Genomic DNA, 24122 nt, shown 5'->3' with positions numbered 1-24122 from the left:
CAGGTTGCCGGCATCCCACACGGCACGCACCTGGTCGACGGCATGGCGCATCCAGAAGCCAAAGAGATGGATTGCCTGGCTGCTAGCATGATTTGTTATGGAGCTGCGCCAGCTTGAGTACTTCGTGGCCGTCACCGAGGAGGCCGGCTTCACCCGCGCCGCGGCCCGGCTCCACGTGGCCCAGCCCGGGGTGAGCGCGCAGATCCGGCAGCTGGAGCGGGAGCTGGGCCAGCCGCTGTTCGACCGCTCGGCGCGACAGGTGCGCCTCACCGAGGTCGGGAAGGCCGTGCTGCCGTACGCGCGGGCCGCGCTCGCGGCGGTAGCCAGCGCCCGGCTGGTCGTCGACGAGATGACCGGGCTGCTGCGCGGGCACGTCGTGATGGGTGCCGTCTCCGCGCCCTCCGTGCTCGACCTGCCCGGACTGCTGGCCGACTTCCACGAACGGCATCCGGCCGTGGAGATCTCGCTTCAGGAGTCCGATCCGGAGAGCCTGATCGAGGCGGTGCGGGCGGGGCGGATGGACCTCGGGCTCATCGGCATCGGATCGAGCGTGCCGCCGGGGCTCGACGCGCAGGTGGTGGTCGACCAGGCATTGGTGGCAGCCGTCGGGCTCACTCACGATCTGGCGGTGAAGCCCGCCGTCACCCTTCCGGAGCTGGCGGATCGGGCGCTGATCTGCCTGCCGCGTGGCACCGGCCTGCGGGCCGCTCTCGACGAGGCGTGCGCCGCCGCCGGGTTCACGCCGCATGTCGCCTTCGAGGCCAGCGAGCCGTACGTGCTGGGGCAGCTCGCCGCCAAGGGGCTCGGCCTGGCCGTGCTGCCCGAGTCGGCGGTCGCCGCCGCGAAGGACGACCTGCACGTACTGGAGATCACCGAGCCGCGGCTGCGCGGCCGGATGGCGCTCGTCTGGCGGGCCACGGGACCATCGGGGCCTGCCGCGCGAGCGTTCATCGACCACGCCCGCCGCCGACTGCCCGACTTCAGCTGATCGGACTGTCAGTTCGAGAAGCCGCGCGGCCGGACCGGTGGGTGCGCGGCCGACAGCTGGGCGGCCAGGCCGAGGAGTTGCGGTTCGCCGCCGGGTGGGGCGATGAGCTGGACGCCGATCGGCAGGCCGCTGGAGTGGGTGGCGATGGGGACGGTGAGCGCGGGCCAGCCGCACATGTTCCAGGCGCCGGTGGCGGGCGCGTACCTGACGTTGGCCAGCACGTTGCGTGCGAACCCGCGCTTGCCCCAGCGGTCGGCCTTCGGCGGAATCGTGGCCAGCGTCGGCGTGATCAGCACGTCGGCGTCACCGAACCACTGGTCGGCGCCGTAACCGTGCCAGCGGGCGCGGCCCCGCTCGCCGTCCAGCCGGAGCGCGTGGAGCACCCGGCCCGCGCGGGCCAGCGCGCGGGTGCGTGGTTCCAGGCGTCTGCGGTCGAGGCCGGTGGCCGCTCCGGCGGCGCGGGTCAGCCAGGTGGCGAGCGTAGCGGGGCCGAGCGCGGCCGGCAGGCGCCGGCCGTGCTCGACGACCGTGTGCCCGGCGATCCTGAGGGTCTCGGCCGCCGCGCGTACCGCCGCCTGGAACTCCCGGTCCATCGGCAGGCCCGCCGGGAGCGGCTGCGGGGCGTAGGCGACGCGCAGGTCGAAGGGCTCCGGGGTCTCGTGCGGTGGCCGGGGCGCCCATACTTCGTCGTCGTCGTCCGCCCAGACCGAGCGGAGCATGCGCGGCCGGGGCTCGATCCGCTCGCCGCCGCGCCAGGACTCGGCCAGGCCCTCGTCGGCGGCCAGGACAGAGAGCATCAGCGCCAGGTCGGCCACGTTCCTGGCCAGCGGGCCGTTCTCGGTGAGGCCGCCCCAGTTCTCCGTCGGCGGTGGTACGAGGCCCGTGCCCGGCTTGATGGCGAACACCCCGCAGCACGCCCCGGGAATGCGCAGCGAGCCCATCCCGTCGTTGCCCAGCGCCACCGGCACCATCCCGGCCGCCACCGCCGCGGCGCTGCCCGCCGAGGAGCCGCCGGCCGTACGGGCCGGGTTCCAGGGGTTGCGCACGGTGCCGTAGGCGCTGTCGCCGAAGGCGACCAGCCCCAGCTCGGGCAGGTTCGTCAGGCCGACGACCACCGCACCGGCCGCGCGCAGCCGGGCGACGGTCTCATGGTCCTCGCGCGCGGGCGTGTCCGCCGTCGCGGCGGACCCGCCGCGGGTGGCCTCGCCCGCGACCTCCAGATTGTCCTTCACCGCGACGGGTACGCCCGCCAGCGGCAGGTCAGCCAGGTCGCGGCGCTTCTGCACGGCCCGCGCCTCGTCCAGGGCCCGCTCCCTGACCAGCCGGAACGCCCCGACTCCTGGATCGCGCTCGGCGATCGCGTGAAGGTGCTCCTCGACGACGGCCGCGGCCGTGACCTCACCCTGACGTACGGCCGTCGCGATCTCGATGGCGGACCTGCCTGTCCACAACATGCTTAAAGTGTGCGGGTTTTCACCCTTCGTTGCGAGGCTCCCGGCCGGCCTGCTTCAGCGCGAGCCGCAACGCGAACTCGATCTGCGCGTTGACGCTGCGGAGATCGTCGGCCGCCCACTTGGCGAGGGCGTCGTAGACGGCCGGATCGAGGCGCAGCAGGAGCTTCTTGCGCTCAGGCATACAGGCTGCCGGTATTCACCACCGGCTGGATCGCCCGGTCGCCGCAGAGGACGACCAAGAGGTTGGAGACCATCTGCGCCTTACGCTCCTCATCCAGCTCCACCACCTGCTCGGCGGCCAGCCTATCGAGCGCGAGCTGGACCATGCCCACAGCGCCCTCGACGATTCGGGTGCGCGCCGCCACGACCTGCCCGGCCTGCTGGCGGACCAGCATGGCCTGGGCGATCTCAGGCGCGTACGCGAGGTGCGTGATGCGCGCCTCCAGCACCTCGATCCCGGCCAGCTCGGTGCGCTCGCGCAGCTCGGCGGTGAGCTCGGTGGCCACCTCGGCGCCGTCGCGCAGGCTGGTGCGCTCGGGCTCGTGCGAGTCGTAGGGGTGGGTGGTGGCCAGGTGGCGCACCGCCGCCTCCGACTGGATCGCGATGTAGTTCTCATAGTCGTCCACCGCGAACTTGGCCTTGGCCGCGTCGGTCACCTTGTAGACGACCACCGCGGCGATCTCGACCGGGTTGCCGTCGGCGTCGTTGACCTTGAGCTTGGCCGTCTCGAAGTTGCGGACCCTGAGCGTGATCGTGGTCTTGTTGGTGAACGGCAGCACCCACTGGAAGCCCGCGTCCTCGACCGTGCCGATGTAGCGGCCGAAGAACTGCACCACCTTCGCCTCGTTCGGGTTGACCACGGTGAACCCGCCGGCCACCAGTACGAAAAGGACAATCCACCCGAGACCCAGAACCTCCAGCGAGACCACGGCCGCCACGGCGGCGAGCGCCAGCAGGACGAGCAGGACCAGAAAACCGTTCAGGCGGAAAGCACGTCGTTCCATCCCGACTCCTTGCTATCGAAGTGATATCACGATGATAGCGCGTCTAGGCTTGGGCCGCGTGAACGGACCATCTCTGGCCACCGGCCAGCGCTCCCTGGGCGATCCCTCGATCACGTATCCGCTGTGGCCGCCGCTGACCCGCGGCTGCCCCACGACGAGCACCGCGTCGTTGGCCTATCCGGTCGAGGTCGACTACGACTACGCCCGGGTCAGCGCGACCCTGTTCGAACAGGAGCCGGGCCCCGACCTCGCGCGCTGGTCACCGCTGCTGCCGCCGCTGCACGCGCCCACGCTGGGCGAGGGCGGCACGCCGCTGATCCCGCTGGAAGGCGTGTACGTCAAGGACGAGTCGCGCAATCCCACCTGGTCGCACAAGGACCGGCTCAACCGGGTCGCCGTCAGCGCGGCCGTGGGCGCGGGGGCGCCCGGTGTGGTGGTGGCCTCGTCGGGCAACCACGGCGCCTCGGCCGCCGCGTACGCCGCCCGCGCCGGGCTGCCCGCCATCGTGCTGGCCTCGGCCGACGCGCCGCCCGCCGTCCATTCGCTGGTCCGCGCGTACGGGGCCAAGGTGCTCGCCGTGCCGGTCGAGGCGCGCTGGCCGCTGATGCGCGAGATCGTGGACCGGCTCGGCTACCACCCGGTCAGCAACCTGACCGTCACCCACACCGGGCACCCGTTCGGGGCCGAGGGCTACAAGACGATCGCGTACGAGCTGTTCCTGCAGCTCGGCGGGGTGCCGGCGGCGGTGTTCGCGCCGACGGGCTACGCGGAGCTGCTCTACGGGGTCTGGAAGGGGTTCACCGAGCTGCGCCGGCTCGGGCTGGCGGGCACGACGCCGCGCATGTTCTCCTGCGAGGCCGCCGCGGGCGGTCCCCACGCGCGGGCCGTCGCCACGGGGGCGCCGGCCGCGATCGTCTCGCTCGGGCACACCGACGCGTACGGCATCGGCGGCTCGGTGGGCGGCCACCGAGGCGTACGGGCGGTGCGCGACAGCGGCGGCGAGGCCCTGGTGGTCACGGACGAGGAGATGCGGGCGGCCCAGCGGGCGCTGGCCCGTCAGGGGCTGTGGCAGGAGCTGTCGGGCGCCGCCGGGCTGGCCGCCTACCGCAGGCTGGGGCGTGACTTCGACGGGCCGGTGGTCTGCGTCGCCACGTCCAGCGGGTTCAAGGATCTGGGAGTGGGGTCGGAGACGGTCGAGGTGCTGACGAACCCGACCCTGGACGACGTGCTGTGAGGTCGTCTGTGGGGTGGCGCGCCGGGGTTGGTCCAGCTCAGTGCGCTGAACGTGCCGGCGGATCCGTGCGAGCGGCACACCGTGTCGCACCACTCGGCGTTGTTGCGCGCCGCCTCAAGCAACCGCTCGTCGGTCATCTCGGCTCCCGTCGGCCGCGGGGGTCATCTCGGGTTCGCGCGGCGGGTGGGGGCCGCGGTCAGCGGGTCCTCCGGCCAGGGGTGGCGGGGGTAGCGGCCGCGTAGCTCCGCGCGGACCGCACGGTAGCCCTCGCGCCAGAACGACGCAAGGTCCGCGGTCACCGCCACCGGGCGTCCGGCGGGAGAGAGCAGGTGTACGAGGAGCGGCACGCCCGCGATCTTCGGCGTCTCCGTCCAGCCGAACAACTCCTGCAGCTTGACCGCCAGCACCGGTTGCCCGCCCGAATAGTCCACCCGGACGCGGGAGCCGCTGGGCACCGCGACGCGCTCGGGCGCCACCTCGTCCAGCCGTCGGCTCCACGGGATCAGCCGCTTCAGGGCGGTGGCCACGTCGATGCGCTCCAGGTCGGCGCGGCGGCGGGCGCGGGACAGCTCGGGCTCCAGCCAGCGTTCGGCGATCTCCGCCAGGTCGTCCATCGGGAGCCATGGGTCGCCGAGCTCGCGATGGCAGAACGCCAGACGGTCCCTGAGTGCGATGGCCTCCTTGGTCCAGGTCAGCACGTCCTCGGTGCGCAGGCCGTACAGGATGGCCTCGCGTACGTCGGCGTTCTTGAGCGGGGTGGCGGAGAGCTCGATCGCGCCGAGTCGCTCGACGACGCGGGCGGACACGTCGCCGCGGCGCTCGCCCGGCGGTGTCCGCCACATGATCTCCTCCTCGGTGGTCACCGGGAACGCCAGCCCGGCCGTCTCCTCGTCGATCACCACGGCCTGCCGGATCCGGGCCGACGCCGAGCCGGTGGGACGGTCGGCCACCGCCACGGCCAGCCACTTCGCCTCACCGAGCCGCGACCCGTCGGCCAACTGCGCCTGGGTGCCGGAGGCCATCAGGTACCCGCCGCCCCGCCGTCGCGCCACCCGCTCAGGAAACGCCAACGCCACCGCCAGCCCGGCCACCGCGTCGTCGGTCAACTCCCGCCCGCCCGGTGGTACGGCCTGCCGGTTCGGGGGCGGGGTGCTTCTGGTGAGGCGGCGGACCTCCTGGCGCCAGCGGGCGGTGAAGCCGTCGCGGCCGTGGCGGGCCGAGCGCCAGATCTCCACGAGGTCGTCACCCGCCTCGCGGGGGAGCTGGTCGGACAGGAGCGCCACCACCTCGGCGGCGCGCGGTCCGAGATCGAGGAGCGCTCTGGCCAGGCGCGGGTGCACGCCGACCAGTGCCATCCGCCGCCCCCGCGCGGTCACCCGCCACATCACCCGTCCGGTGCCGTCGTCGGCCTCTCGGCCTGCGCCCCCACCGGACTCCCGGTCTGCGCCGTCGCCGCTCGCCTGGTCGGTTTCGGAGTCCGGCGTGTACGAGGGCGTGGTGGTGCCGGGGGCCGGTTCCAGGGCGCCCAGGGTGTGGAGGGTGCGGGCGGCCGCGGTCATCGCGGCGGGCGGTGGCGGATCGAGCAGGGCGAGGCCCGAGGCGTCCGGGTCGCCCCAGCAGGCGGCCTGCAGCGCGAATCCCGTGAGGTCGGCCAGGGCGATCTCCGGCCGTGCGTGGTCGGCCAGCCGCTCGTGCTCCGCCGCCGTCCAGCACCGGTACACCGTGCCGGGAGCCTCTCGCCCGGCCCGCCCGGCGCGCTGGTCGGCCGACGCCTTCGAGACCCGTACGGTGGTGAGCGAGCCGAGCCCCCGGGCGTGGTCGGTGCGCGGCTCCCTGGCCAGGCCCGAGTCCACCACCACCCGCACCCCGGGCACGGTCAGGCTCGACTCCGCCACCGACGTGGCCAGCACCACCCTGCGCGCCGACCCGGGCGACAGCACCGCGTCCTGGACCCGCGCCGGCGCCTGCCCGTGCACCTGAAGCACCTCGACGCCGCCGGAGAGCCCACTGCCGAGCTGGGCGGCCACCCTGGCGATCTCGCCCGTGCCGGGCAGGAAGCACAGGATGTCGCCCTCCCGTTCGGCCAGCGCCTGCCGTACGACCTGGGCCACGTGCGAGAGCAGCGCGGGGTCGACCCGGAGGCCGTGCGGCGGGGCGACCGGGCGTACCGGTGGCGTCCACACGATCTCGACGGGGTGCGTCGCGCCCGACGCGTGCACGATCGGCGCGTCACCGAGCAGGCGGGACCAGGGGACGGCGTCCGCGGTGGCCGAGGCGGCGAGGAGGCGCAGGTCGGGGCGGAGCGTGTCCCGTACGTCGAGCAGGAAAGCGAGCGCCGTGTCGGCGTCGAGGTGGCGTTCGTGGCATTCGTCGAGCATCACCACGTCCACGCCGGCCAGCTCCTGGTCGCGCTGGAGCCGCTGCAGGAGCACCCCGGTGGTGACGACCTCCACCAGGGGGTTGGCGCCGGTGTGCCGCTCGCCGCGGATCGTGTAGCTGACGCCCATCCGCTTGGCGGCGGCGCGTACGGCCAGCCGTCGCGGCTCCGCCACCAGCACCCGCAGCCCGGTCGCCGCCAGGGCGAGCGGGACGACGGTGGTCTTGCCCGTGCCGGGCGGCGAGGTCAGGACGGCCGAGCCGGCGCGGTCGAGCACGTCGAGCAGCTCGGGCAGGACCTGCCGGATGGGCAGCCCGTCAGCCTGGGGCAGCGGGGGGCCGTCGAACGCGGGCCGCCTCTCAGACCGGGACATGAGCCGCCGCGAGGATCGCGTCGAGCAGGCCGGGGAAGCGGGCGTCGAGGCCGTCGCGCCGCAGGCTGATGTACTTCAGCCGCCCCTCCTGCCGCGACATGATCACCCCGGACTCGCGCAGCGTCCGGTAGTGGTGCGAGGCCGTCGACTTGTGGACGCCGAGGTCGTCGCCCGCCGCGGTGCACGTTATCTCGCCGCGGCTGGCCAGACGGATGACGATCTCCATGCGTATGGGATCGGACAGCGCCCGCAACACCTCCGTGAGCTGGATGTCGTCAGTGGCCGGATGGGGAAGCAGGCGCATGCTCCGACCTTACCTCCGTCGCATTGTTTGACAACAATCCAACTATGGGCCAGTTTGATGAGCATCAAACTGAAGGAGACTCAGTGAGCAGTCGGCTCTATCCCCTCGCGCTCGGGAACTTCGCCGTCGGCACCGGCATGTTCGTCACCGCCGGACTGCTGACCCCCATTTCACATGATCTGGATATCTCGTTATCGGCGGCCGGCCAGCTGATGACCGTGTTCGCGTTGGCCTACGCATTGCTGTCGCCGGTGCTGGCCGCCCTGACCGCGCGGCTGTCGCGCCGTCGGGTGCTGCTGATCGCGCTGGCCGTGTTCGTGCTGGGCAACGCGTTGACCGCGCTGGCGCCCACGTACCCGCTGGTGATGGTCACCCGCGTCATCGCCGCGGCGGGTGCGGCGATGTTCACGCCGACCGCCTCCGGCGTCGCCAACGCGCTGAGCTCGCCCGAGCGCCGCGGTCGCGCGCTCGCGCTGGTGATGGGCGGCCTGAGCGTCTCGTCGGCGATCGGGGTGCCGCTGGGCACCTGGCTCGGGTCCGTGTCGAGCTGGCGGGCCACGATCTGGCTCGTGGTCGGGCTCGGTGTGCTCGGCTTCGTCGGGGTGGCCGCCGTGGTGCCCGACGTCATGATCGAGGCCACCGGACGGCTGGCCGACCGGTTCGCCCCGCTGGCCGACCGGCGGGTGGTGGCGGTGCTGACGACGCAGCTGCTGATGTTCGCCGCCGGGTTCGCCGCCTACACCTATATCGGCTCGCTGTTCGACCTGCCGCTGCCCGCCGTCCTGTGGGCGTGGGGGATCGGCGGGGTCGTGGGCAACCAGGTCGGCGGGCGGTTCACCGACCTGTACGGGCCGCGGCGGATGGTGCTGATCGGCATCACCGCCTCGACGGTGTTCCTGGCGCTCATCCCGGTCGCGAACCTCGCCCTGCCCGTCGCCCTGGTGTGGGCGTTCTGCTGGGGCGCGCTCGGGTGGCTGGTCGCGCCGGCGCAGCAGTACAGGACCGTCGCCGCCGTGCCGCACAACGTGCCGATCGGTCTGGGGCTGCTGTCTTCCGCCCAGTACGTCGGGTTGTTCGTGGCGGGCATCACCGGTGGCCTGGCACTCGACGGGTACGGCAGGGCGGGCGTGATCGTGCTGGCCACCGGGCTCGCACTGCTGGCGCTGGTCTTCACGCTGGTGACCTACCGGCCGGAGCCGGCCCGCTCGTCCGCCGAGAACGTGTCGGCCTGAGGGTCAGCCCTGGGCGGGGATCCAGCCGATGGTGACCGCGAGGATGACGAACAGCCCGAGCAGGATGCGGTAGATGACGAATCCGGTGAAGCGGTGGTGGCTGATGTACTTCAGGAACCAGGCCACCGCCGCGTAGCCGACGATGAACGAGATGACCGTCGCCACGATGGTCGGCCCCCAGGCGGGTGCCTGGCCCCCGCCGATCTGGGCGACCTCCAGCAGGCCCGACGACAGGACCGCGGGGATGGCCAGCAGGAAGGAGTATTTGGCGGCGTCCTCGCGGCGGTAGTCGAGCAGCAGGCCCGCGGTGATCGTGCCACCGGAGCGCGAGACGCCGGGGATCAGCGCCAGCGCCTGCGCGAAGCCGTAGACGACGGCGTGCGTGAAGCTCAGATGCTTCTCCAGCGTGAGCCTGTTGCGGGCGGTGTGGTCGGCGAACCAGAGGATGATGCCGAAGACGATCAGCGTGGTGCCCACCAGGCGCAGGTCGCGGAAGACCGTCTCGATCTGGTCCTTGAACACCAGGCCCAGGATGCCGATGGGCAGGGATCCGACGATCACGTACCAGCCCATGCGGGCGGCGTAGTGGCTGCGCAACTCGGGCGTCCACAGGGCGCGGGTCCAGGTGGAGATGATCTCCCAGATCTCCTTCCTGAAATAGATCAGGACGGCCGCCTCGGTGCCGAGCTGGATCACCGCCGTGAACGCGGCGCCCGGATCCGGCCAGCCGAAGAAGGCGGAGACCACGCGGATATGCGCACTGGAAGAGATCGGCAGGAACTCCGTGAGGCCCTGAATCAGCCCCAGCACCACCGCTTCGAACCAGCCGATCACGGCTACACCCTTCCCACACCCGCGTAAGTGACGAGGCGAGGCTAGCGGATACGGGGGCCCAGCAGTTGCTCGCGTAGCGCGGTCAGCTGGTGGGAGTGCTCGACGGAACGGCTCTCGTCGAGCGAGTCGAGCGCCAGCAGCAGCGCGTCGGCCACGATGATGCCGGTCAGCGGCTCGGCGCTGATGCCGGTGGGCGTGTGGGGGGCGGCCAGTACGGCGTCGACGCGGTCGGAGAAAGTGCCGCCCAGTTCGTCCGAGACGAGGATCACGCCGGCGCCCACCGCGTGCGCCCGGTCGATCAGGACCGTGAGCTCCCTGAGCTTGCGGCCGGGCTGGAAGATGACGACGGCCTCGCCGTGCTGGAGCGAGAGCAGGTCGTCGGCCAGCGCGAAGCCGGTGGCCGAGACCGCGCGGGCGCGGTGCCCATGGCGGCCCAGCTTGAGCGCGAAGTAACGGGCCGACGGCTCGGAGGCGCCCGCGCCGTAGACGAGCACCGAGCTCGCGTGGGCCATCACCTCGATCGCGCGCTGGAACGCCTCCGCGTCATAGAGCCGGCGGCCGTGGTCGAGGCGCTCGCGGGCCTCGTCGAAGACCCGGTCCCAGATCGCCGACAGGTCGTGGCCGACATGGCTGATGCGCTGCCGCATGCGTACGTCGGGCGCGACGGCCGAGGTGAACTCACCGGCGAGCGCCCGCTTGAGCCCCGGCAGGCCGCCGAAGCCGAGCCGCTGCATGGTGCGGATCACGGTGGCGTTGCTCGTGCCGGAGGCCGTGCCCAGCTCCTGCGCGCTGGAGAAGAGGATCTGCTCGGGCGGAGCGGAGACCAGGAACTGGCACACGGCTCGCTCGGCGGGAGACAGCTCGTCCCAGAGCTGCTTCACCGTGCTCCTGAGCTGCTCGATCGGACTGTGTGAATTTTCCATTACGAACCTTGACTCCTGTGTAGCGCTCATTACTCTTTCCTGGAAACGACCGCTACGGACTCGTTGCCTCACTGAAATGAACGTTACAGGCATCGGCCGGTCCAAGGAGCACCATTGAGCCTCACTTCCCTGCCCGTCGTCGAGATCGCCGGAGGTCCGCGAGAACGCGGGCGCCAGTATGGCGAGCAGGCCCGCGAACGGATCCACCGCGCGCTGGCCTACTACGCCGAGGCGTTCGCCCACTCCAGCGGCCTGGCCTGGCCCCAGGTGACGCAGCGGGCGGCGCGCTGGGTGGAGCCGAGCAAGGCGTTCGCCCCCGACCTGGTCGAGGAGATGGAGGGCGTCGCGGAGGGCGCCGGCGTCGAGTTCCTCGACATCGTCGCGCTGAACGCGCGCGGGGAGATCATCTACGACACCACGTTCAACTCCATGGAGCCGGACGGGTGCACCTCCTTCGCTCTGATGGAGCAGGCGTCCGGCGACGGTCACATCTACGCGGGCCAGAACTGGGACTGGCGCGCCGGCGTGGCCGACACGGTCATGGTGCTCAGGGTGGTCCAGCCGGGCAAGCCCACCGTGATCATGCACGTCGAGGCGGGCCAGGTCGGGCGGCAGGGGGCCAACTCGGCGGGCATCGCGCTCAACGCCAACGGGCTCGGCGGGCGCTTCGACGACGCCATCGGCGTGCCGCAGACGCTGATCAGGCGCCGGGTCCTCGACAGCGCCGACCTCAACTCGGCGCTGGAGGCGCTGACCAAGTCGCGGGCCCACATCGCCAGCAACGCGCTGGTCACCCACCGCGCGGGCTTCGCGATCGACCTGGAGACCACGCCCGGCGCCGTCGGCTGGATGTATCCCACCGACGGACTGCTCGTGCACGGCAACCACTACCAGGCGTTCATGCCGCCCCAGCTCGCCGCCAGCTACCGCCCCGGCTCGGCCGACTCGCTGTTCCGGGTGCCGCGTGCGGAGGGCGGGCTGCGCGCCGTACGCCACGCGTCCGGCAGCGACGAGGCGCGCAAGCTGATCAGGCACGCCATGTCCGACCACCTCGGCTACCCCGAGTCGCTCTGCACCCACCCGGACGAGAGCCAGCCCCCTGTCAAGCAGTGGGCCACCCTGCTGTCGAGCTGCGTCGACCTCACCACGGGCGACTACTTGATCGCCGCCGGCACGCCCTGCGACCACGAGTACGAGCGCGTGCCCTGGAACCTCTACGACGGACCGCACGGAGAAGAGACGTTGTGAAGAAGACACTCGCTGTGGCCGGGCTGATCGGTCTCACCGCCGCGTGCGGTGGCCCGGCCGCCACCACCAAGGCGCCCGACCCGGCCAAGCTCACGCTGGTGAACCAGACGGCCAAGGCGACCGGCGCGCTCGACTCGGCCACCTGGCTGCTCGACGAGGAGCCGGGCACGCTGGACATGGACATCGACGGCAACACCGACAACCGCACGGTCATGGCCAACGTCTGCGAGCGGCTCATGCAGACGCAGCTCGACATGACGGTCAAGCCATGGCTGGCCGAGAAGGTCGACCAGCCCGACCCCAAGACCATGGTGCTGACCCTGCGCAAGGACGCCACCTTCCACGACGGCTCGCCGGTCACCGCCGACGACGTCGTGTGGAGCCTGAAGCGGCATTCGGGCGAGGGCATGGACGAGTCCGACGAGTTCGAGGACGTCGAGTCGATCAGCAAGTCCGGCGAGGGCCAGGTCACGATCGCGTTCAAGAAGCCGAACGCGCTGTTCGTCCAGGCCATGGCGGGCGGCGCGGGCATCGTGCTGAACCAGAAGGTCGTGGACAAGCTGGGCAAGGAGTACGGCACGCCGGGCCACGAGGACGCCTGCAGCGGGCCCTACCAGGTGAAGGACTGGAAGTCGGGCACTGAGCTGTCCATCGAGCGGTATGCGGCGTACTGGAACAAGGACGTCAAGCCGCTCACCAAGACGGTGACCTTCAAATGGGCGGGCGACACCGCGCTGGTCAACAGTCTGACGACGGGCGCGGCCGACGGCGCGTACCTCTCCAGCACCGGCCCGGCGGTCGCGCTGCAGGGCAACCAGGCGGTCAATGTCGCCTACGGGCCCACCACGCGGGTGTTCGTGCTGCTGCCCACCGACCGCGGCGTGCTGAAGGACCCGAAGATCCGCCGGGCGCTGTCGCTGGCGGTCGACCGGGCGGGCATCGCCAAGTCCGGGTTCGCCGGGCTGGCCAGGCCGTGGAAGGTGCCGGTGGGCGCGGGCGCCTGGTCGTACGAGAAGCAGGCGTTCCAGACGGCCTACGACCAGCTGTCCGGCGCGCCCGAGACGCCGTCGCTCGACGAGGCCAAGAAGCTCGTCCAGGAGGCCGGCACGCCCAAGGAGCCGATCGTGGTGGCCACCAACGGGGACGAGACCCGTACGGTGATCGCCAACGCGGTGGTCGACGCGGCCAAGAAGATCGGGCTCACCGCGCAGATCAAGACGGTGCCGCCGTCCGAGTTCGGTAGCTTCTACACCGACAAGTCGCTGCGCGCCCAGGTCGACCTGGTGCCCGACGACTGGTACATCACCAAGTCCGACCCGATCGGCTTCTACGACAACGGCCTGACGGGCTCGGCCAACAACTGGGTCGGCTTCAGCTCGCCCGAATACGACGCTCTTGTCGCGAAGGCGCTGGCGAGCACCGACGACGCCCAGCGCGCCAAGGACGTCATCGAGCTGCAGCAGCGGTTCACCGCCGACATGGTGTGGATCTCGCTCGTCGAGGTGCCGTCCGCGGTCGTGCTCGGCGGCAAGGTGACCGGGCCGCCCGCCTCCCAGGTCTACATGGGCTACCCGTGGGCCGCCGACCTCGGGGCCAAGGGCTGAGCATGGTCCGCAAGCTGACCGGGGTTCTGGCGACACTGCTGGTCACCTCGTTCGTCATCTTCGGGGCGTCGTACGCGGCGCCCGGCGACCCGGTGACGTTCCTGGCGGGCGGCAAGGAGAACCTGACGCCCGAATACCTGGCGGCCGTCCGCGCGCAGTACCACCTGGACGACCCGTTCCTCGTCCAGTTCGGGCGCTGGCTCGGCGACGCCGTGACCGGCGACCTGGGCCGGTCCACGCAGTACAACGACCAGGTGGGCGACCTGCTGGCGGCGCGGTTGCCGAGCACGCTCGGGCTGGTCGCCTACGCGGCCGTGCTGTTCGTGGTGTTCGGCATCGCGCTGGGCGTGCTGGCGGCGGTACGCGGCGGGCGGACCGACGCGGCGGTGGTGGCGGGCACGACGTTCGCCACCTCCGTGCCGCCGTTCGTGGTGGCCACCGTGCTGATCTCGCTGTTCGGCGTCCGGCTCGGCTGGTTCCCCGTCATGGGCGGCGGCTCGCTCTGGCATCTGACTCTGCCGGCCGTGACGCTGGCGCTCGGCGCGCTGGCGATCATCAGCCGGGTCACCAGGCAGGCCATGGTCGAGCAGCGCGAACTCGACCACGTGACCGTCGCCCGCGCCTCCGGGCTGTCCGAGCGGCTGATCGTGGTCAGGCACGTCTTCCGCGGCGCGCTCGGCCCGATCGTGACCATGTGCGGGCTGGTGACCGCCGGGATGCTCGCCGGGACGGTGACCGTGGAGACCGCGTTCGGCCTCAGCGGCATCGGCTCGCTGCTGGTCAACGCGATCAACACGCACGACTTCCCCGTGACGCAGGCGGTGCTGCTGCTCATGGTCACCGCCTACATCGTGGTGACCACGCTGGTGGAGCTGGTCCAGCCGCTGATCGACCCCCGAGCAAGGAGGCGGACATGAGCGAGCTTGTCGAGGTCATCAATAAGCACAGCGCCTTGGTCATGAGGCCGACGAAGGAGGACTCATGACCGCTGTTGCCACGCTTTCGCCGCGTCCGGTCCGGCCGCTCGGCTACCTGCTCGCCGCCGCCTTCCTCGCCCTGGTCGTGGTCGGCGCGGTGTGCGCGCCGCTGGTCACGCCGTTCGAGCCGGACGCGGTCGACTTCGGCGCCTCGCTCGCGCCGGTCTCGCCCGAGCACCTGCTCGGCGCCGATCAGTCCGGCCGCGACCTGCTCACCCGCATCCTGTACGGCGCCCGCACCTCGCTGGTCGGCCCGCTGTTGCTGCTGGCCATCGCCTCGGCTCTCGGCGTCGCCCTGGGCACGCTGGCCGCCTGGCACCGGGGCTGGGTCGACGCGGTGGTCTCCAGGGTGACCGACGTGATGTACGCCTTCCCCGGGCTGCTGTTCGTGGTGCTGATCCTGGCCGTCTTCGGCAACGGCATGACCACGGCGGTCATCGCGCTGGGCCTGGCCTACGCGCCGACGATCGCCAAGTACACCAGGAGCGTCGCGCTGGCCGAGTGCGGCAAGCCGTACATCGACGCCTATCGGGTGCAGGGCATGGGCGGGCTGGCGATCTGCGTGCGCCACCTGGTGCCGAACATGGGGCGCTCGATCGTCGGCTACCTCGTGGTGCTGTTCGGCGAGGGGCTGATGAGCCTGGCCACGCTGAGCTTCCTGGGGTTCGGCGCGCAGCCGCCGTCGTCCGACTGGGGCCTCATGGTCAAGGAGGGGCAGCCGGCGATCGTGCAGGGCGCGTTCCTGCCCGTGCTGGTGCCCGGTGCGGCCATCGCCCTGGTGGTCGTGTCGTTCAACGTGATCGGCGTACGGCTCGCCGACCGCATGGGCGTGAGGGGAATCTGATGCTGCTCTCCGTGGAGGACCTCACGATCGAGGCGGGCGGCCGGCGGCCGATCCTGCGCGAGGTGTCGCTGAGCGTCGGCAAGGGCGAGGTCGTCGGCCTGGTCGGCGAGTCCGGCTCGGGCAAGTCCACGATCGCCCGCGCGGTGCTGCGCCTCCTGCCGCAGGGGGCGGGGGTGTCGGGCCGGGTGCTGGTTTCCGGCGACGACGTGCTCTCGATGAGCCCCGCGGCGCTCAGGGACCTGCGGGCCGCCCAGGTGTCGATGATCTACCAGGATCCGCGCTCGTCGCTCAACCCGGTACGCCGGATCGGCGACTTCCTCACCGAACGCATGGTGCTCACCCTGGGCCGGTCCAAGGCCGAGGCCCGTACGCGGGCGCTGGAGCTGCTGGCCGCCGTCGGCCTGCGTGACCCCGAGCGGTGCGTGCGGCAGTACCCGCACGAGCTGTCCGGCGGCATGCTCCAGCGCGTGGTCATCGCCGCCGCGCTGGCCGCCGACCCGGCCCTGCTCCTGGCCGACGAGGCGACCAGCGCGCTCGACGTCACCACCCAGGCCGAGACCCTCGCGCTGCTGCGCCGGATCCAGGCCGAACGGGAGCTCGGCATGCTGTTCATCACGCACGACCTGCACCTGGCCGCCGCCTACTGTGACCGGGTGCACGTGCTGTACGCCGGTGCGGTGGTGGAGTCGCGGCCGGCCAAGGAGCTGTTCGCCGACCCGCGGCACCCGTACACGGCCGGGCTGCTCGCCTGCACGCCCGAGCTCGGCGACCCGCGCCCGATCCGCCCCATCCCCGGCCGGCCGCCGTCACTCGACGACGCGTTCGCCGGCTGCCCGTTCGCGCCGCGCTGCCCGCACGCCACCGGCGACTGCGACGCCTGGCAGCCGCGGCCCCTGACCGTCGCGGGCGGCTCAACCGCCTGCCGCCTCGTGGAGGCCTGATGCTGGCCGTACAGAAGCTCAGCAAGTCCTTCCAGGGCACCGTGGCCGCCGACGAGGTCTCCTTCGAGCTGGCGCCGGGTGGCTCGCTCGGGCTGGTCGGCGAGTCCGGCTCCGGCAAGACCACGATCGCCCGCATGCTGGTCGGCCTGGTCACCCCCGACTCCGGCACGATCACCGTGGCCGGCCGCGCCCGCGGCCCGAAGGAGCGCGGCAAGGCGGCCAGGCTGCGCCGGGCCCGCGAGATCCAGATGGTCTTCCAGGACCCGTACCTCTCGCTGGACCCCCGGCTGACCGCGACCGAATGCCTGCACACCTCGCTCCGCCTGCACGGCAAGCCGCCCGCCCGCGCCGCCGAACTGCTCGACCAGGTGGGCCTCGGCAGCCGCGAGGCCGGCGCGCGTCCGCATCAGCTGAGCGGCGGCCAGCGGCAGCGCCTCGCGATCGCCAGGGCGCTCGCGGTCGAGCCGTCGGTGCTGGTGCTCGACGAGGCCGTGGCCGCGCTCGACGTCTCCATCCAGGCCCAGATCCTGGAGCTGCTGGCCCAGGTACGTCGCGACGCGGGCGTGGCCCTGCTGTTCGTCAGCCACGACCTAGCCGTGGTCCGGCACCTGTGCGAGGAGACGCTGGTGCTGCATCGGGGGGTGGTCGTGGAGCGGGGTCCGGTCGAGCGGGTGCTGGCCGAGCCCGAGCACCCTTACACGCGCCTGCTGCTGGCCTCGGTGCCCGGCCCCGGCTGGGATCCGGCCAAAGTGGTGCGCTGAGCGCACGGTCCAGGTGGTGCGCTGAGCGCACGGTCCAAGTGGTGCGTCAGCGCACGGTCCAGGCTGACTTGTTCGCGGTGGCGTAGTCGGAGAAGTCCCGGGCGGGCCGGCCGAGCGCTTGCCGGACACCGTCGGCGAGGTGCGCGTTGCGGCCGTCCAGAACCTCGGCGAACAGCCCGTTCAGCCCCTCGATCTCGTTCTCGGGCACGCCCTGCTCGCGGGCTCCGGCCGCGAACTGCTCGGCCGTCACCGGCACGTAGACGATGTCCCGGCCCGTCGCCTTGGACAGCTCGGCGGCGACATCCGTGAAGGTGAGCAGCCTCGGCCCGGTCAGTTCGTACAGCTTGCCGCTGTGGCCCTCCTGGGTCAGCGCCGCCACCACGACGTCCGCGATGTCGTCCACGTCCACGAACGGCTCGGGCACGTCCGCGATCGGCAGCGCGATGACCCCTTCGAGCACCGGGTCCAGCAGGTAGCCCTCGCTGAAGTTCTGCATGAACCAGCCGCACCGCACGATCGTCCAGTCGGCCCCTGACGACTGGACGACCTGCTCGGCCGCCTCGGCCATCGGCTCGCCCCGGCCGGAGAGCAGGACCAGCCGGCCGACGCCGCCGGCCACGGCGAGCGAGGTGAAGGCCTGGACGTCTTCCAGGGCGCCGGGGAAGGCGAGGTCGGGATAGTAGGTCACGTACACGGAGTCGACGCCGTCCAGAGCGGGCGCCCAGGTGGATCGGTCGGTCCAGTCGAAGGGCGGTCGCGCGGAGCGGGAGCCGATCCGCCACGGGTGGTCGAGAACGGTGAGCCTGTTCGCCACGCGGCGGCCGGTCTTGCCCGTGCCGCCCAGCACCAAAGTTGTCATGGCTCAAGTAAGCCGCCGAAGCCTGAGACTCTCCATGGTTGAGAAGCGCAATCCCATATGCGATCGTCTAGCCCATGGACCAGCTTGCCGCTCTCCTCGACGGTCCGCGGGCAAGGGGCGCCTTCATGCTCCGCTGTATGCTCGATCCGCCCTGGTCGCTGCGCATCCAGGACGAGGCCCCGCTCACGGTGGTGGTGATGGTGCGCGGGGAGGCGTGGGTGGTGCCCGATGAGGGGGACGTCGTCCGGATGTGTCCAGGGGAGGTGGCGATCATCCGCGGGCCCGGGCCGTACACCGTGGCCGACAACCCCGCCACGCCGCCGCAGATCGTCATCCACCCCGACCAGCACTGCACCACGGTCGACGGGGAGTCGCTCGCCCAGGCCATGGACCTCGGCGTACGCACCTGGGGCAACGCCGCGGACGGCGAGACCGTGATGATCACCTGCGCCTACCACATGGAGGGCGAGGTGAGCAGGCGCCTGCTGGAGGCGCTGCCCACGCTGCTGGTCCAGCGGGGCGACCCGCTCGTCCCGCTGCTGGGCGCCGAGATCGTCAAGGACCAGCCGGGGCAGGAGGCGGTCCTCGACCGGCTGCTCGACCTGCTGCTCATCTCCGTGCTGCGGTCGTGGTTCGCCACCCACGAGGCGCCGGCCTGGTATCGGGCGCAGAGCGATCCGGTGGTGGGCAGGGCCATGCGGATGCTGCACAACAACCCGGCCCACCCGTGGACGGTCGCCACGCTGGCCGCGCAGGTGGGCGTCTCGCGGGCCTCGCTGGCCCGGCGCTTCACCGAGCTGGTCGGCGAGCCGCCCATGGCGTTCCTGACCGACTGGCGGCTGGCTCTGGCCGCCGACCTGCTGCGCGAGCCCGACGCGACGGTCGGCTCGGTGGCCAGGCAGGTCGGTTACGGCAGTCCGTTCGCGCTCAGCGCGGCCTTCAAGCGGGTGCGCGGCGTCAGCCCGCAGGAGCATCGGGCCGTCCGGTGAGACCGCTGCTGCTGATCGACGTCGACGGGGTGCTCAACCCGTTCAGCCGGCCCACCCCCGACTTCCGCCGCTACCACTGCACGGTCGGCGACCAGGTCTACACCGTGCAGCTCAACGCCAGGCACGGCACCCGGCTGCTGGAGCTGGCCCTGGTCACCGGGGCCGAGCTGGTCTGGGCGACGACCTGGGAGGAGCACGCCAACGAGTGGATCGGGCCCCGGCTCGGCCTGCCCCCGCTGCCCGTCATCCCCATGGGACCGGGATCGGACCAGGGCGGTTTGTACGGGGAAATGTTTAAAACCCCGCACGTAGCCGCCTATGTCGGCCGTAGACCGTTCGTGTGGTTCGACGACCAGGTGTGGCTGGAGGACGAGGAATACCTCAGGGGCACTCAGGGTCTCGATGATTTCCTGCTCATTCATGTTGATCCAAGAACGGGCCTGACCAGCCAGCACCTCGCCCAGGCGCACGAGTGGCTGACCCTCTCAGGGTTTTCTCAGGGTGGCTAGTGGGATATCTCTTGCCTGGACATCCGTTTTCCAGACAGGTGCAACCACACGGAGGAAACGATGTACCGCTCACGAGAGCACAGAATTCTGGCCGGCGTCTGCGGCGGTCTCGCCGACAAGATGGGCCTGCCCCCCACCCTCGTCCGGATCCTCTGGCTGCTGCTGTCGCTCATTCCAGGACCGCTCTGGGTGGTCTACGTGGCCATGTGGATCCTCGTCCCCGAGGAGCCGAAGCGCTACTAGGGCGTCCTATCCTGGAACGCATGAGGGCTAGGCCGCTGACACTCCTCCAGGATGAGCTCGTCGACTACGACAAGGCGATGGAGCGCATGACCGACCTCGTCGGTGAGCGCCAACGAGACGAGCGGCCGGACACGCTCTGGCTGCTCAGCCACCCGTCGGTCTACACGGTCGGGCGCCGCACACCGGTGACCCACCTGCCCGACCCGTCGCGCGGCATCCCCGTGGTCGAGACCGGCCGCGGGGGCCAGCTCACCTACCACGGCCCCGGCCAGCTCGTCGGCTACCTGATCGTCAAGCTGGGCGAGGACGAGGGCATCGTCGACTACGTGCGGGAGGTGGAGCTCCGGCTGGTCGAGGCGCTGGGCGCGCTGGGGCTGCCCGCGGAGCGCCGCGACACCCCGCCCGGCTCCGAGCTGCTGACCGGCGTCTGGACGTCCGAGACCGGGCGCAAGGTCGTGTCCATCGGGATGCGGCAGAGCCGTGGCGTGACCAGCCACGGCTTCGCGCTCAACGTCGACGGCGACCTGGAGCCGTGGCACTGGGCGGTCGCCTGCGGCATGCCCGACGTGGACATGACCTCGCTCAAGAGAGAGCTGGAGGCCACGTCCATGGACACCGTCCGCGCGGCCGTGGCCACGGCTTTCGAAGCCTCTTAGGGCATCGGCAGTTCGTCGATGGTCCGGCGGGGCCCGGTGAACCAGTGCTTGGCCGACAGCTTCCACCACAGGGCGATGCCGAGCAGCACGACCCCGACCAGGACCGGCGCGTAGTTCACGTCCGTCCAGGTGAAGTTCTCGTTGCCGGGGATCGCCGAGGGCTTGATCGGCATGATGAAGTAAATCGAGATGATCACGATCTCAATGCAGGCGATCCAGCACATGGCCCGATATTTCCGGCCAAGGGTCCACGGGCCGGGCTGGAAGTTGTCGCCCATGCGCAGCCGCAGCCAGATCGGGATGAGGAACGCCAGGTAGAGCCCGATGACCGCGATCGACACGACGGCGAGGAAGGCCACCGGAGTGGTCGAGCCCGCCGGCGCCCAGAGCGCGGGCAGCGTGATCAGGGCGGCCACCACGCAGCCCGCGAGGATCGCGTTGACCGGCGTCCGGTTGCGGTCGATCTTCGACCACAGCCGCCAGCCCGGCACGGCGCCGTCTCGTGAGAACGCGTAGGTCATCCGCGACATCGAGGTCACGCAGCTCATCCCGCAGAAGAACTGGCCGATCGTGGAGATCGCGAAGATCGCGGTGGCCAGCGGCGAGGAGAGCGCGGTCTCGAAGATGGCGCCCACGAAGCCGCCCTGCTTGTTGATCTCGTCCACGTTCGTCGCGGCGAACAGGAACGCCAGCAGCAGGATCCAGCCGCCGATCGCCGAGTAGAAGATCGACTGCCAGAGCCCGCGGGCGGCCGCCGTGGAGGCGCCCTGCGTCTCCTCCGACACGTGCGCGCAGGCGTCGAAGCCGGTGATCGTGTACTGGGTGAGCAGGAAGCCCAGCGGCAGCACGTAGAACCAGAACGGGATGCCGCCGTCGCCGTTACCGAAGCCGGAGTTGTTGATGGTGTCGGTGAAGACGAAGCCGACCGTCTGGTGGTGGCTCGGAGCGAAGATCAGGATCGCCACCACGATCGCGGCACCCGCCACGTGCCACCAGACCGAGATGTTCTGCAGCAGCGAGATGAGCCGGTGGCTGTAGATGTTGATCAGCGCGTGCAGCACCAGAATGATCACGAACAGCAGGAACGCGTTCCCGAGTGAGGCGTCCCAGCCGCCCCCGGTGAGCCGGTTGATGGTGATGTTCAGGAACGTCGCGCAGCCGTAGTCGACCGACGCGGTGACCGCGATGAGGCCGATCAGGTTGAGCCAGCCGGTGAACCAGCCGTGGATCGGCTTGCCCATGGTGGCGGCCCACCAGTAGATGCCGCCCGCCGTCGGGTACGCGGAGACCAGCTCCGACATGCAGAGACCGATGATCAGGATGAAGACGGAGATCAGCGGCCAGCCCCAGGAGATGGCGATGGGACCGCCGTTGTTCCAGGCCTGGCCGAAGGTGGTGAAGCAGCCGGCGAGGATCGAGATGATGGAGAAGGAGATGGCGAAGTTGGAGAAACCGCTCCAGGTCCTTGACAGCTCTTGCTTGTAACCGAGCTCGGCGAGGCGCCTGGAATCCTCTTCTGTGGTCATTGAGGTCTCCTTGGGGGATGCGCGGCGGAGGACTCTCTGGATTTGGTCTATCTCTAGACCATTTCCATGTCACAGGCAAGGCGTTACAGCGGAGTTTCGAGCTGGTAAGGACCGTTCTTTACCTAAATGCGGACCTCGTCGCTAAATACGCAGCGAACCCCATATGCGCTGCACAGGCCGCCGCGCCCCCCACGGCGTACCAGAACAGGTCGGGCGGGTTGAACGTGCTGCCCAGCAGCGGCCGCAGCAGCGGCGGGATCTCCCAGAGCTGGGCGAACTCGATCGCCCAGCTCAGCGCGGTCGCCCCCAGCGCGGCCCACACCGGCCGCACGCGCGGCAGGACGAGCACGATGAGCAGGTAGATCAGGACCGTGTAGAGCGCGTCGCCCGCGTACTTGGCGAACGGTCCGTCCCACAGCAGCCGCACCCCCAGACCGGCCACGACGGTGACGACGGCGGCGGCGAGCACGGGCCAGCGAGACATTTGGCTCACGTTAGTAGCATCGGCCTACATGAGCGCGACGATGGTGGTCAAGGACCTTGCGGCGGGGCACGGCGAGCGGGTCCTGTTCTCGAACCTGGATCTGGTGGTGGCCCCCGGCGACGTCATCGGGCTGGTCGGGGCCAACGGCGCCGGGAAGTCCACGCTGCTGCGCCTGCTGGCCGGGCTCGACCGGCCAGAGCGGGGCTCCATCCGCCTCAGCCCGGCCACGGCCACGGTCGGTCACCTGCCGCAGGAGCCGGAGCGCCGCCCTGGTGAGACGGTCGGGCGGTTCCTGGCCAGGCGCACCGGCGTCGAGCAGGCGCAGCGGGAGCTCGACGACGCCACCCAGGGCCTGGTCGAGGGGCGGCCGGGCGCCGACGACGCCTACAGCGTCGCGCTGGAGCGCTGGCTCGCGCTCGGCGGCGCAGACCTGGAGGAGCGGGCGGCGGAGATCGGGCTGCCGGTGGGCATGGACCAGCCCATGACCTCACTGTCGGGCGGCCAGGCGGCCCGCGCGGGGCTGGCCTCGCTGCTGCTCAGCCGCTACGACCTGTTCCTGCTCGACGAGCCGACCAACGACCTCGACCTCGACGGGCTCGACCGGCTGGAAGGCTTCGTCCAGGGCCTGCGGGCCGGCACGGTGGTGGTCAGCCACGACCGGGAGTTCCTGTCCAGGACCGTCACCAAGGTGCTGGAGCTGGACCTGGCCCAGCAGCAGATCCGGTTGTACGGCGGCGGCTACCAGGCGTACCTGGACGAGCGCGAGGTGGCCAGGAGGCATGCTCGCGAGCGCTTCGAGGAGTATGCCGACACCCGCGCCCAGCTGGAGTCCCGCGCCAGGACGCAGCGGGCCTGGATGGAGAAGGGCGTCAGGAACGCCCGGCGCAAGGCGACCGACAACGACAAGATCGGCCGCAACACGCGCATCGAGACGACCGAGAAGCAGGCCGCCAAGGCCCGCCAGTCGGAGAAGCTCATCGAACGCCTAGAGGTGGTCGAGGAGCCGCGCAAGGAGTGGGAGCTGCGGATGGAGATCGCCGCCGCGCCGCGGTCCGGCGCGGTGGTGGCCACGCTGCGCGGCGCGGTGGTCAGGCGGGGCGCGTTCACGCTCGGCCCGGTCGACCTGGAGATCGGCTGGGCCGAGCGGGTGGCGATCACCGGGTCCAACGGCGCGGGCAAGACGACGCTGCTGGCCGCGCTGCTCGGCCGCGCCCCGCTCGACGAGGGGCACGCCACGCTCGGGCCCGGTGTGGTGGTCGGCGAGGTGGACCAGGTCAGAGGGCTGTTCGAGGGCGGGGAGCCGCTGCTCGACGCGTTCGGCGCGCAGACGCCGGAGCTGCCGCCCGCCGAGGTGCGGACGCTGCTGGCGAAGTTCGGGCTGCGGGCCGCGCACGTGCTGCGGCCCGCCGGCACGCTGTCGCCCGGTGAGCGAACCCGCGCGGCTCTGGCGTTGCTGCAGGCTAGAGGCGTTAATCTACTCGTGCTGGACGAGCCGACGAACCATCTCGATCTCCCCGCGATCGAGCAGTTGGAGTCGGCCCTGTCGAGCTATCCAGGCACGCTGCTGCTCGTCACCCACGACCGGCGGATGCTCGACGCCGTACACGTCGATCGTCGCCTGAGGGTGAGCGACGGGACGGTTCTTGAGTCGGTCTGAAAATTTACACCGCTCAAGGAAACGAAGGTGAAACAATTTTCCGGCACTCGTTGACACGCAGTGTTCGTATGGTGTGCCTTTCTCTACACAGGACACCCCCG

Annotated in this window: 23 protein-coding genes and 1 pseudogene; 14 read left to right on the top strand and 10 right to left on the bottom strand. The window is 71.1% G+C overall.

The genetic code is table 11. The features are described from left to right. Nucleotides 1–97 precede the first annotated feature (97 nt). Entirely contained in the window at nt 98–988 is an 891-nt protein-coding gene (locus tag LDL49_RS26765; RefSeq protein ID WP_225294537.1) for a LysR family transcriptional regulator, read from the top strand. Nucleotides 989–996: 8 nt separating this feature from the next. On the opposite strand, the gene LDL49_RS26760 is transcribed toward LDL49_RS26765, so the two are convergent. The 3 genes and pseudogenes from LDL49_RS26760 to LDL49_RS26750 all read right to left on the bottom strand — a co-directional run bounded on the left by LDL49_RS26760 (nt 997) and on the right by LDL49_RS26750 (nt 3446). Beyond that, nucleotides 997–2442 carry an amidase gene (locus tag LDL49_RS26760; RefSeq protein WP_225294535.1) on the bottom strand — a complete coding sequence of 482 codons (1446 nt, stop codon included), beginning with the start codon at nt 2440–2442 and terminating at the stop codon, nt 997–999. Nucleotides 2443–2464: 22 nt separating this feature from the next. Beyond that, nucleotides 2465–2623 (bottom strand): annotated as a pseudogene (locus LDL49_RS26755) (type II toxin-antitoxin system antitoxin); the annotation flags it as partial. Next, entirely contained in the window at nt 2616–3446 is an 831-nt protein-coding gene (locus LDL49_RS26750) for an SPFH domain-containing protein (RefSeq protein ID WP_225294531.1), read from the bottom strand. The gene LDL49_RS26750 and the pseudogene LDL49_RS26755, both read right to left, overlap by 8 nt. A 58-nt stretch (nt 3447–3504) precedes the next feature. Here LDL49_RS26750 and LDL49_RS26745 point away from each other — a divergent pair, with 58 nt between their 5' ends. After that, entirely contained in the window at nt 3505–4680 is a 1176-nt protein-coding gene (locus LDL49_RS26745; protein WP_225294529.1) for a threonine synthase, read from the top strand. A gap of 161 nt (nt 4681–4841) precedes the next feature. On the opposite strand, the gene LDL49_RS26740 is transcribed toward LDL49_RS26745, so the two are convergent. Continuing rightward, complete coding sequence (locus LDL49_RS26740; RefSeq protein WP_225294527.1) at nt 4842–7430, bottom strand: ATP-dependent RNA helicase; 2589 nt, start codon at nt 7428–7430, stop codon at nt 4842–4844. Then, nucleotides 7417–7734, bottom strand: coding sequence for an ArsR/SmtB family transcription factor (locus tag LDL49_RS26735; RefSeq protein ID WP_225294525.1), 318 nt, complete (start codon nt 7732–7734; stop codon nt 7417–7419). The genes LDL49_RS26740 and LDL49_RS26735 overlap by 14 nt, the downstream gene beginning before the upstream one ends. 83 nt (nt 7735–7817) lie before the next feature. On the opposite strand from LDL49_RS26735, the gene LDL49_RS26730 reads away from it, so the two are divergent. Beyond that, nucleotides 7818–8966, top strand: a complete 1149-nt coding sequence (locus LDL49_RS26730) for an MFS transporter (RefSeq protein ID WP_225294522.1) — start codon at nt 7818–7820, stop codon at nt 8964–8966. A gap of 3 nt (nt 8967–8969) precedes the next feature. On the opposite strand, the gene LDL49_RS26725 is transcribed toward LDL49_RS26730, so the two are convergent. Further along, nucleotides 8970–9800 carry an undecaprenyl-diphosphate phosphatase gene (locus LDL49_RS26725; RefSeq protein WP_225294521.1) on the bottom strand — a complete coding sequence of 277 codons (831 nt, stop codon included), beginning with the start codon at nt 9798–9800 and terminating at the stop codon, nt 8970–8972. 41 nt (nt 9801–9841) lie between these two features. Beyond that, on the bottom strand, nt 9842–10723 hold the full coding sequence (locus LDL49_RS26720) for a MurR/RpiR family transcriptional regulator (protein ID WP_225294519.1): 882 nt from the start codon (nt 10721–10723) through the stop codon (nt 9842–9844). 114 nt (nt 10724–10837) lie between these two features. Between LDL49_RS26720 and LDL49_RS26715 the strand changes: the two genes are divergently transcribed. From LDL49_RS26715 to LDL49_RS26690, 6 genes are all read left to right on the top strand, one after another. Further along, nucleotides 10838–11971 carry a C45 family autoproteolytic acyltransferase/hydrolase gene (locus LDL49_RS26715; protein ID WP_225294517.1) on the top strand — a complete coding sequence of 378 codons (1134 nt, stop codon included), beginning with the start codon at nt 10838–10840 and terminating at the stop codon, nt 11969–11971. After that, complete coding sequence (locus tag LDL49_RS26710) at nt 11968–13575, top strand: ABC transporter substrate-binding protein (RefSeq protein ID WP_225294515.1); 1608 nt, start codon at nt 11968–11970, stop codon at nt 13573–13575. Before LDL49_RS26715 ends, LDL49_RS26710 begins: the two co-directional genes overlap by 4 nt. A 2-nt stretch (nt 13576–13577) precedes the next feature. Continuing rightward, nucleotides 13578–14492, top strand: a complete 915-nt coding sequence (locus LDL49_RS26705) for an ABC transporter permease (protein ID WP_225294514.1) — start codon at nt 13578–13580, stop codon at nt 14490–14492. Nucleotides 14493–14556: 64 nt separating this feature from the next. Next, nucleotides 14557–15396: an ABC transporter permease gene (locus LDL49_RS26700; protein WP_225294512.1), complete on the top strand. Its 840-nt coding sequence runs from the start codon at nt 14557–14559 to the stop codon at nt 15394–15396. Then, on the top strand, nt 15396–16337 hold the full coding sequence (locus LDL49_RS26695) for an ABC transporter ATP-binding protein (RefSeq protein WP_225294510.1): 942 nt from the start codon (nt 15396–15398) through the stop codon (nt 16335–16337). The genes LDL49_RS26700 and LDL49_RS26695 overlap by 1 nt, the downstream gene beginning before the upstream one ends. Beyond that, entirely contained in the window at nt 16337–17098 is a 762-nt protein-coding gene (locus LDL49_RS26690) for an ABC transporter ATP-binding protein (RefSeq protein ID WP_225294508.1), read from the top strand. The genes LDL49_RS26695 and LDL49_RS26690 overlap by 1 nt, the downstream gene beginning before the upstream one ends. A 46-nt stretch (nt 17099–17144) precedes the next feature. On the opposite strand, the gene LDL49_RS26685 is transcribed toward LDL49_RS26690, so the two are convergent. After that, nucleotides 17145–17957 (bottom strand): NAD(P)H-binding protein, encoded by an 813-nt coding sequence (locus tag LDL49_RS26685; RefSeq protein ID WP_225294506.1) that lies wholly within the window; start codon nt 17955–17957, stop codon nt 17145–17147. A gap of 74 nt (nt 17958–18031) precedes the next feature. Here LDL49_RS26685 and LDL49_RS26680 point away from each other — a divergent pair, with 74 nt between their 5' ends. From LDL49_RS26680 to lipB, 4 genes are read left to right on the top strand one after another with little or no spacing between them, the layout of a single operon-like run. Continuing rightward, complete coding sequence (locus LDL49_RS26680) at nt 18032–18946, top strand: AraC family transcriptional regulator (protein WP_225294504.1); 915 nt, start codon at nt 18032–18034, stop codon at nt 18944–18946. Continuing rightward, nucleotides 18943–19455 carry an HAD domain-containing protein gene (locus LDL49_RS26675; protein ID WP_225294502.1) on the top strand — a complete coding sequence of 171 codons (513 nt, stop codon included), beginning with the start codon at nt 18943–18945 and terminating at the stop codon, nt 19453–19455. Before LDL49_RS26680 ends, LDL49_RS26675 begins: the two co-directional genes overlap by 4 nt. 60 nt (nt 19456–19515) lie before the next feature. Further along, nucleotides 19516–19698 carry a PspC domain-containing protein gene (locus tag LDL49_RS26670; protein WP_219529398.1) on the top strand — a complete coding sequence of 61 codons (183 nt, stop codon included), beginning with the start codon at nt 19516–19518 and terminating at the stop codon, nt 19696–19698. 20 nt (nt 19699–19718) lie between these two features. Then, nucleotides 19719–20354: a lipoyl(octanoyl) transferase LipB gene (lipB, locus tag LDL49_RS26665; protein ID WP_225294500.1), complete on the top strand. Its 636-nt coding sequence runs from the start codon at nt 19719–19721 to the stop codon at nt 20352–20354. Here the strand turns inward: lipB and LDL49_RS26660 are convergent. Both LDL49_RS26660 and LDL49_RS26655 read right to left on the bottom strand, forming a co-directional pair. Then, entirely contained in the window at nt 20351–21880 is a 1530-nt protein-coding gene (locus LDL49_RS26660) for an amino acid permease (RefSeq protein WP_225294498.1), read from the bottom strand. The two genes, lipB and LDL49_RS26660, sit on opposite strands and share 4 nt — an antisense overlap. Before the next feature lie 118 nt (nt 21881–21998). Continuing rightward, nucleotides 21999–22364, bottom strand: coding sequence for a DUF2809 domain-containing protein (locus LDL49_RS26655; RefSeq protein WP_225294496.1), 366 nt, complete (start codon nt 22362–22364; stop codon nt 21999–22001). A 28-nt stretch (nt 22365–22392) separates the two neighbouring features. On the opposite strand from LDL49_RS26655, the gene LDL49_RS26650 reads away from it, so the two are divergent. After that, a complete protein-coding gene (locus LDL49_RS26650) occupies nt 22393–24021 on the top strand; it encodes an ABC-F family ATP-binding cassette domain-containing protein (RefSeq protein WP_225294494.1) in 1629 nt (542 codons plus the stop codon). Nucleotides 24022–24122 lie beyond the last annotated feature (101 nt).

The organism is Nonomuraea aurantiaca, from assembly GCF_020215705.1.
GTDB classification, from domain to species: Bacteria; Actinomycetota; Actinomycetes; order Streptosporangiales; family Streptosporangiaceae; genus Nonomuraea; species Nonomuraea aurantiaca.
Note: the sequence above shows the minus strand (reverse complement) of the source record. Positions and strands in the feature narration are given on the sequence as shown.

What these genes read in the sequence shown, in the direction of transcription:
- LDL49_RS26685 (WP_225294506.1), bottom strand. Translation starts at nt 17,957, where the DNA reads ATGACAACTTTGGTGCTGGGCGGCACGGGCAAGACCGGCCGCCGCGTG.
- lipB (WP_225294500.1), top strand. Translation starts at nt 19,719, where the DNA reads ATGAGGGCTAGGCCGCTGACACTCCTCCAGGATGAGCTCGTCGACTAC.
- LDL49_RS26690 (WP_225294508.1), top strand. Translation starts at nt 16,337, where the DNA reads ATGCTGGCCGTACAGAAGCTCAGCAAGTCCTTCCAGGGCACCGTGGCC.
- LDL49_RS26765 (WP_225294537.1), top strand. Translation starts at nt 98, where the DNA reads ATGGAGCTGCGCCAGCTTGAGTACTTCGTGGCCGTCACCGAGGAGGCC.
- LDL49_RS26660 (WP_225294498.1), bottom strand. Translation starts at nt 21,880, where the DNA reads ATGACCACAGAAGAGGATTCCAGGCGCCTCGCCGAGCTCGGTTACAAG.
- LDL49_RS26650 (WP_225294494.1), top strand. Translation starts at nt 22,393, where the DNA reads ATGAGCGCGACGATGGTGGTCAAGGACCTTGCGGCGGGGCACGGCGAG.
- LDL49_RS26695 (WP_225294510.1), top strand. Translation starts at nt 15,396, where the DNA reads ATGCTGCTCTCCGTGGAGGACCTCACGATCGAGGCGGGCGGCCGGCGG.
- LDL49_RS26735 (WP_225294525.1), bottom strand. Translation starts at nt 7,734, where the DNA reads ATGCGCCTGCTTCCCCATCCGGCCACTGACGACATCCAGCTCACGGAG.
- LDL49_RS26750 (WP_225294531.1), bottom strand. Translation starts at nt 3,446, where the DNA reads ATGGAACGACGTGCTTTCCGCCTGAACGGTTTTCTGGTCCTGCTCGTC.
- LDL49_RS26720 (WP_225294519.1), bottom strand. Translation starts at nt 10,723, where the DNA reads ATGGAAAATTCACACAGTCCGATCGAGCAGCTCAGGAGCACGGTGAAG.
- LDL49_RS26670 (WP_219529398.1), top strand. Translation starts at nt 19,516, where the DNA reads ATGTACCGCTCACGAGAGCACAGAATTCTGGCCGGCGTCTGCGGCGGT.
- LDL49_RS26655 (WP_225294496.1), bottom strand. Translation starts at nt 22,364, where the DNA reads ATGTCTCGCTGGCCCGTGCTCGCCGCCGCCGTCGTCACCGTCGTGGCC.
- LDL49_RS26700 (WP_225294512.1), top strand. Translation starts at nt 14,557, where the DNA reads ATGACCGCTGTTGCCACGCTTTCGCCGCGTCCGGTCCGGCCGCTCGGC.
- LDL49_RS26760 (WP_225294535.1), bottom strand. Translation starts at nt 2,442, where the DNA reads ATGTTGTGGACAGGCAGGTCCGCCATCGAGATCGCGACGGCCGTACGT.
- LDL49_RS26740 (WP_225294527.1), bottom strand. Translation starts at nt 7,430, where the DNA reads ATGTCCCGGTCTGAGAGGCGGCCCGCGTTCGACGGCCCCCCGCTGCCC.
- LDL49_RS26680 (WP_225294504.1), top strand. Translation starts at nt 18,032, where the DNA reads ATGGACCAGCTTGCCGCTCTCCTCGACGGTCCGCGGGCAAGGGGCGCC.
- LDL49_RS26705 (WP_225294514.1), top strand. Translation starts at nt 13,578, where the DNA reads ATGGTCCGCAAGCTGACCGGGGTTCTGGCGACACTGCTGGTCACCTCG.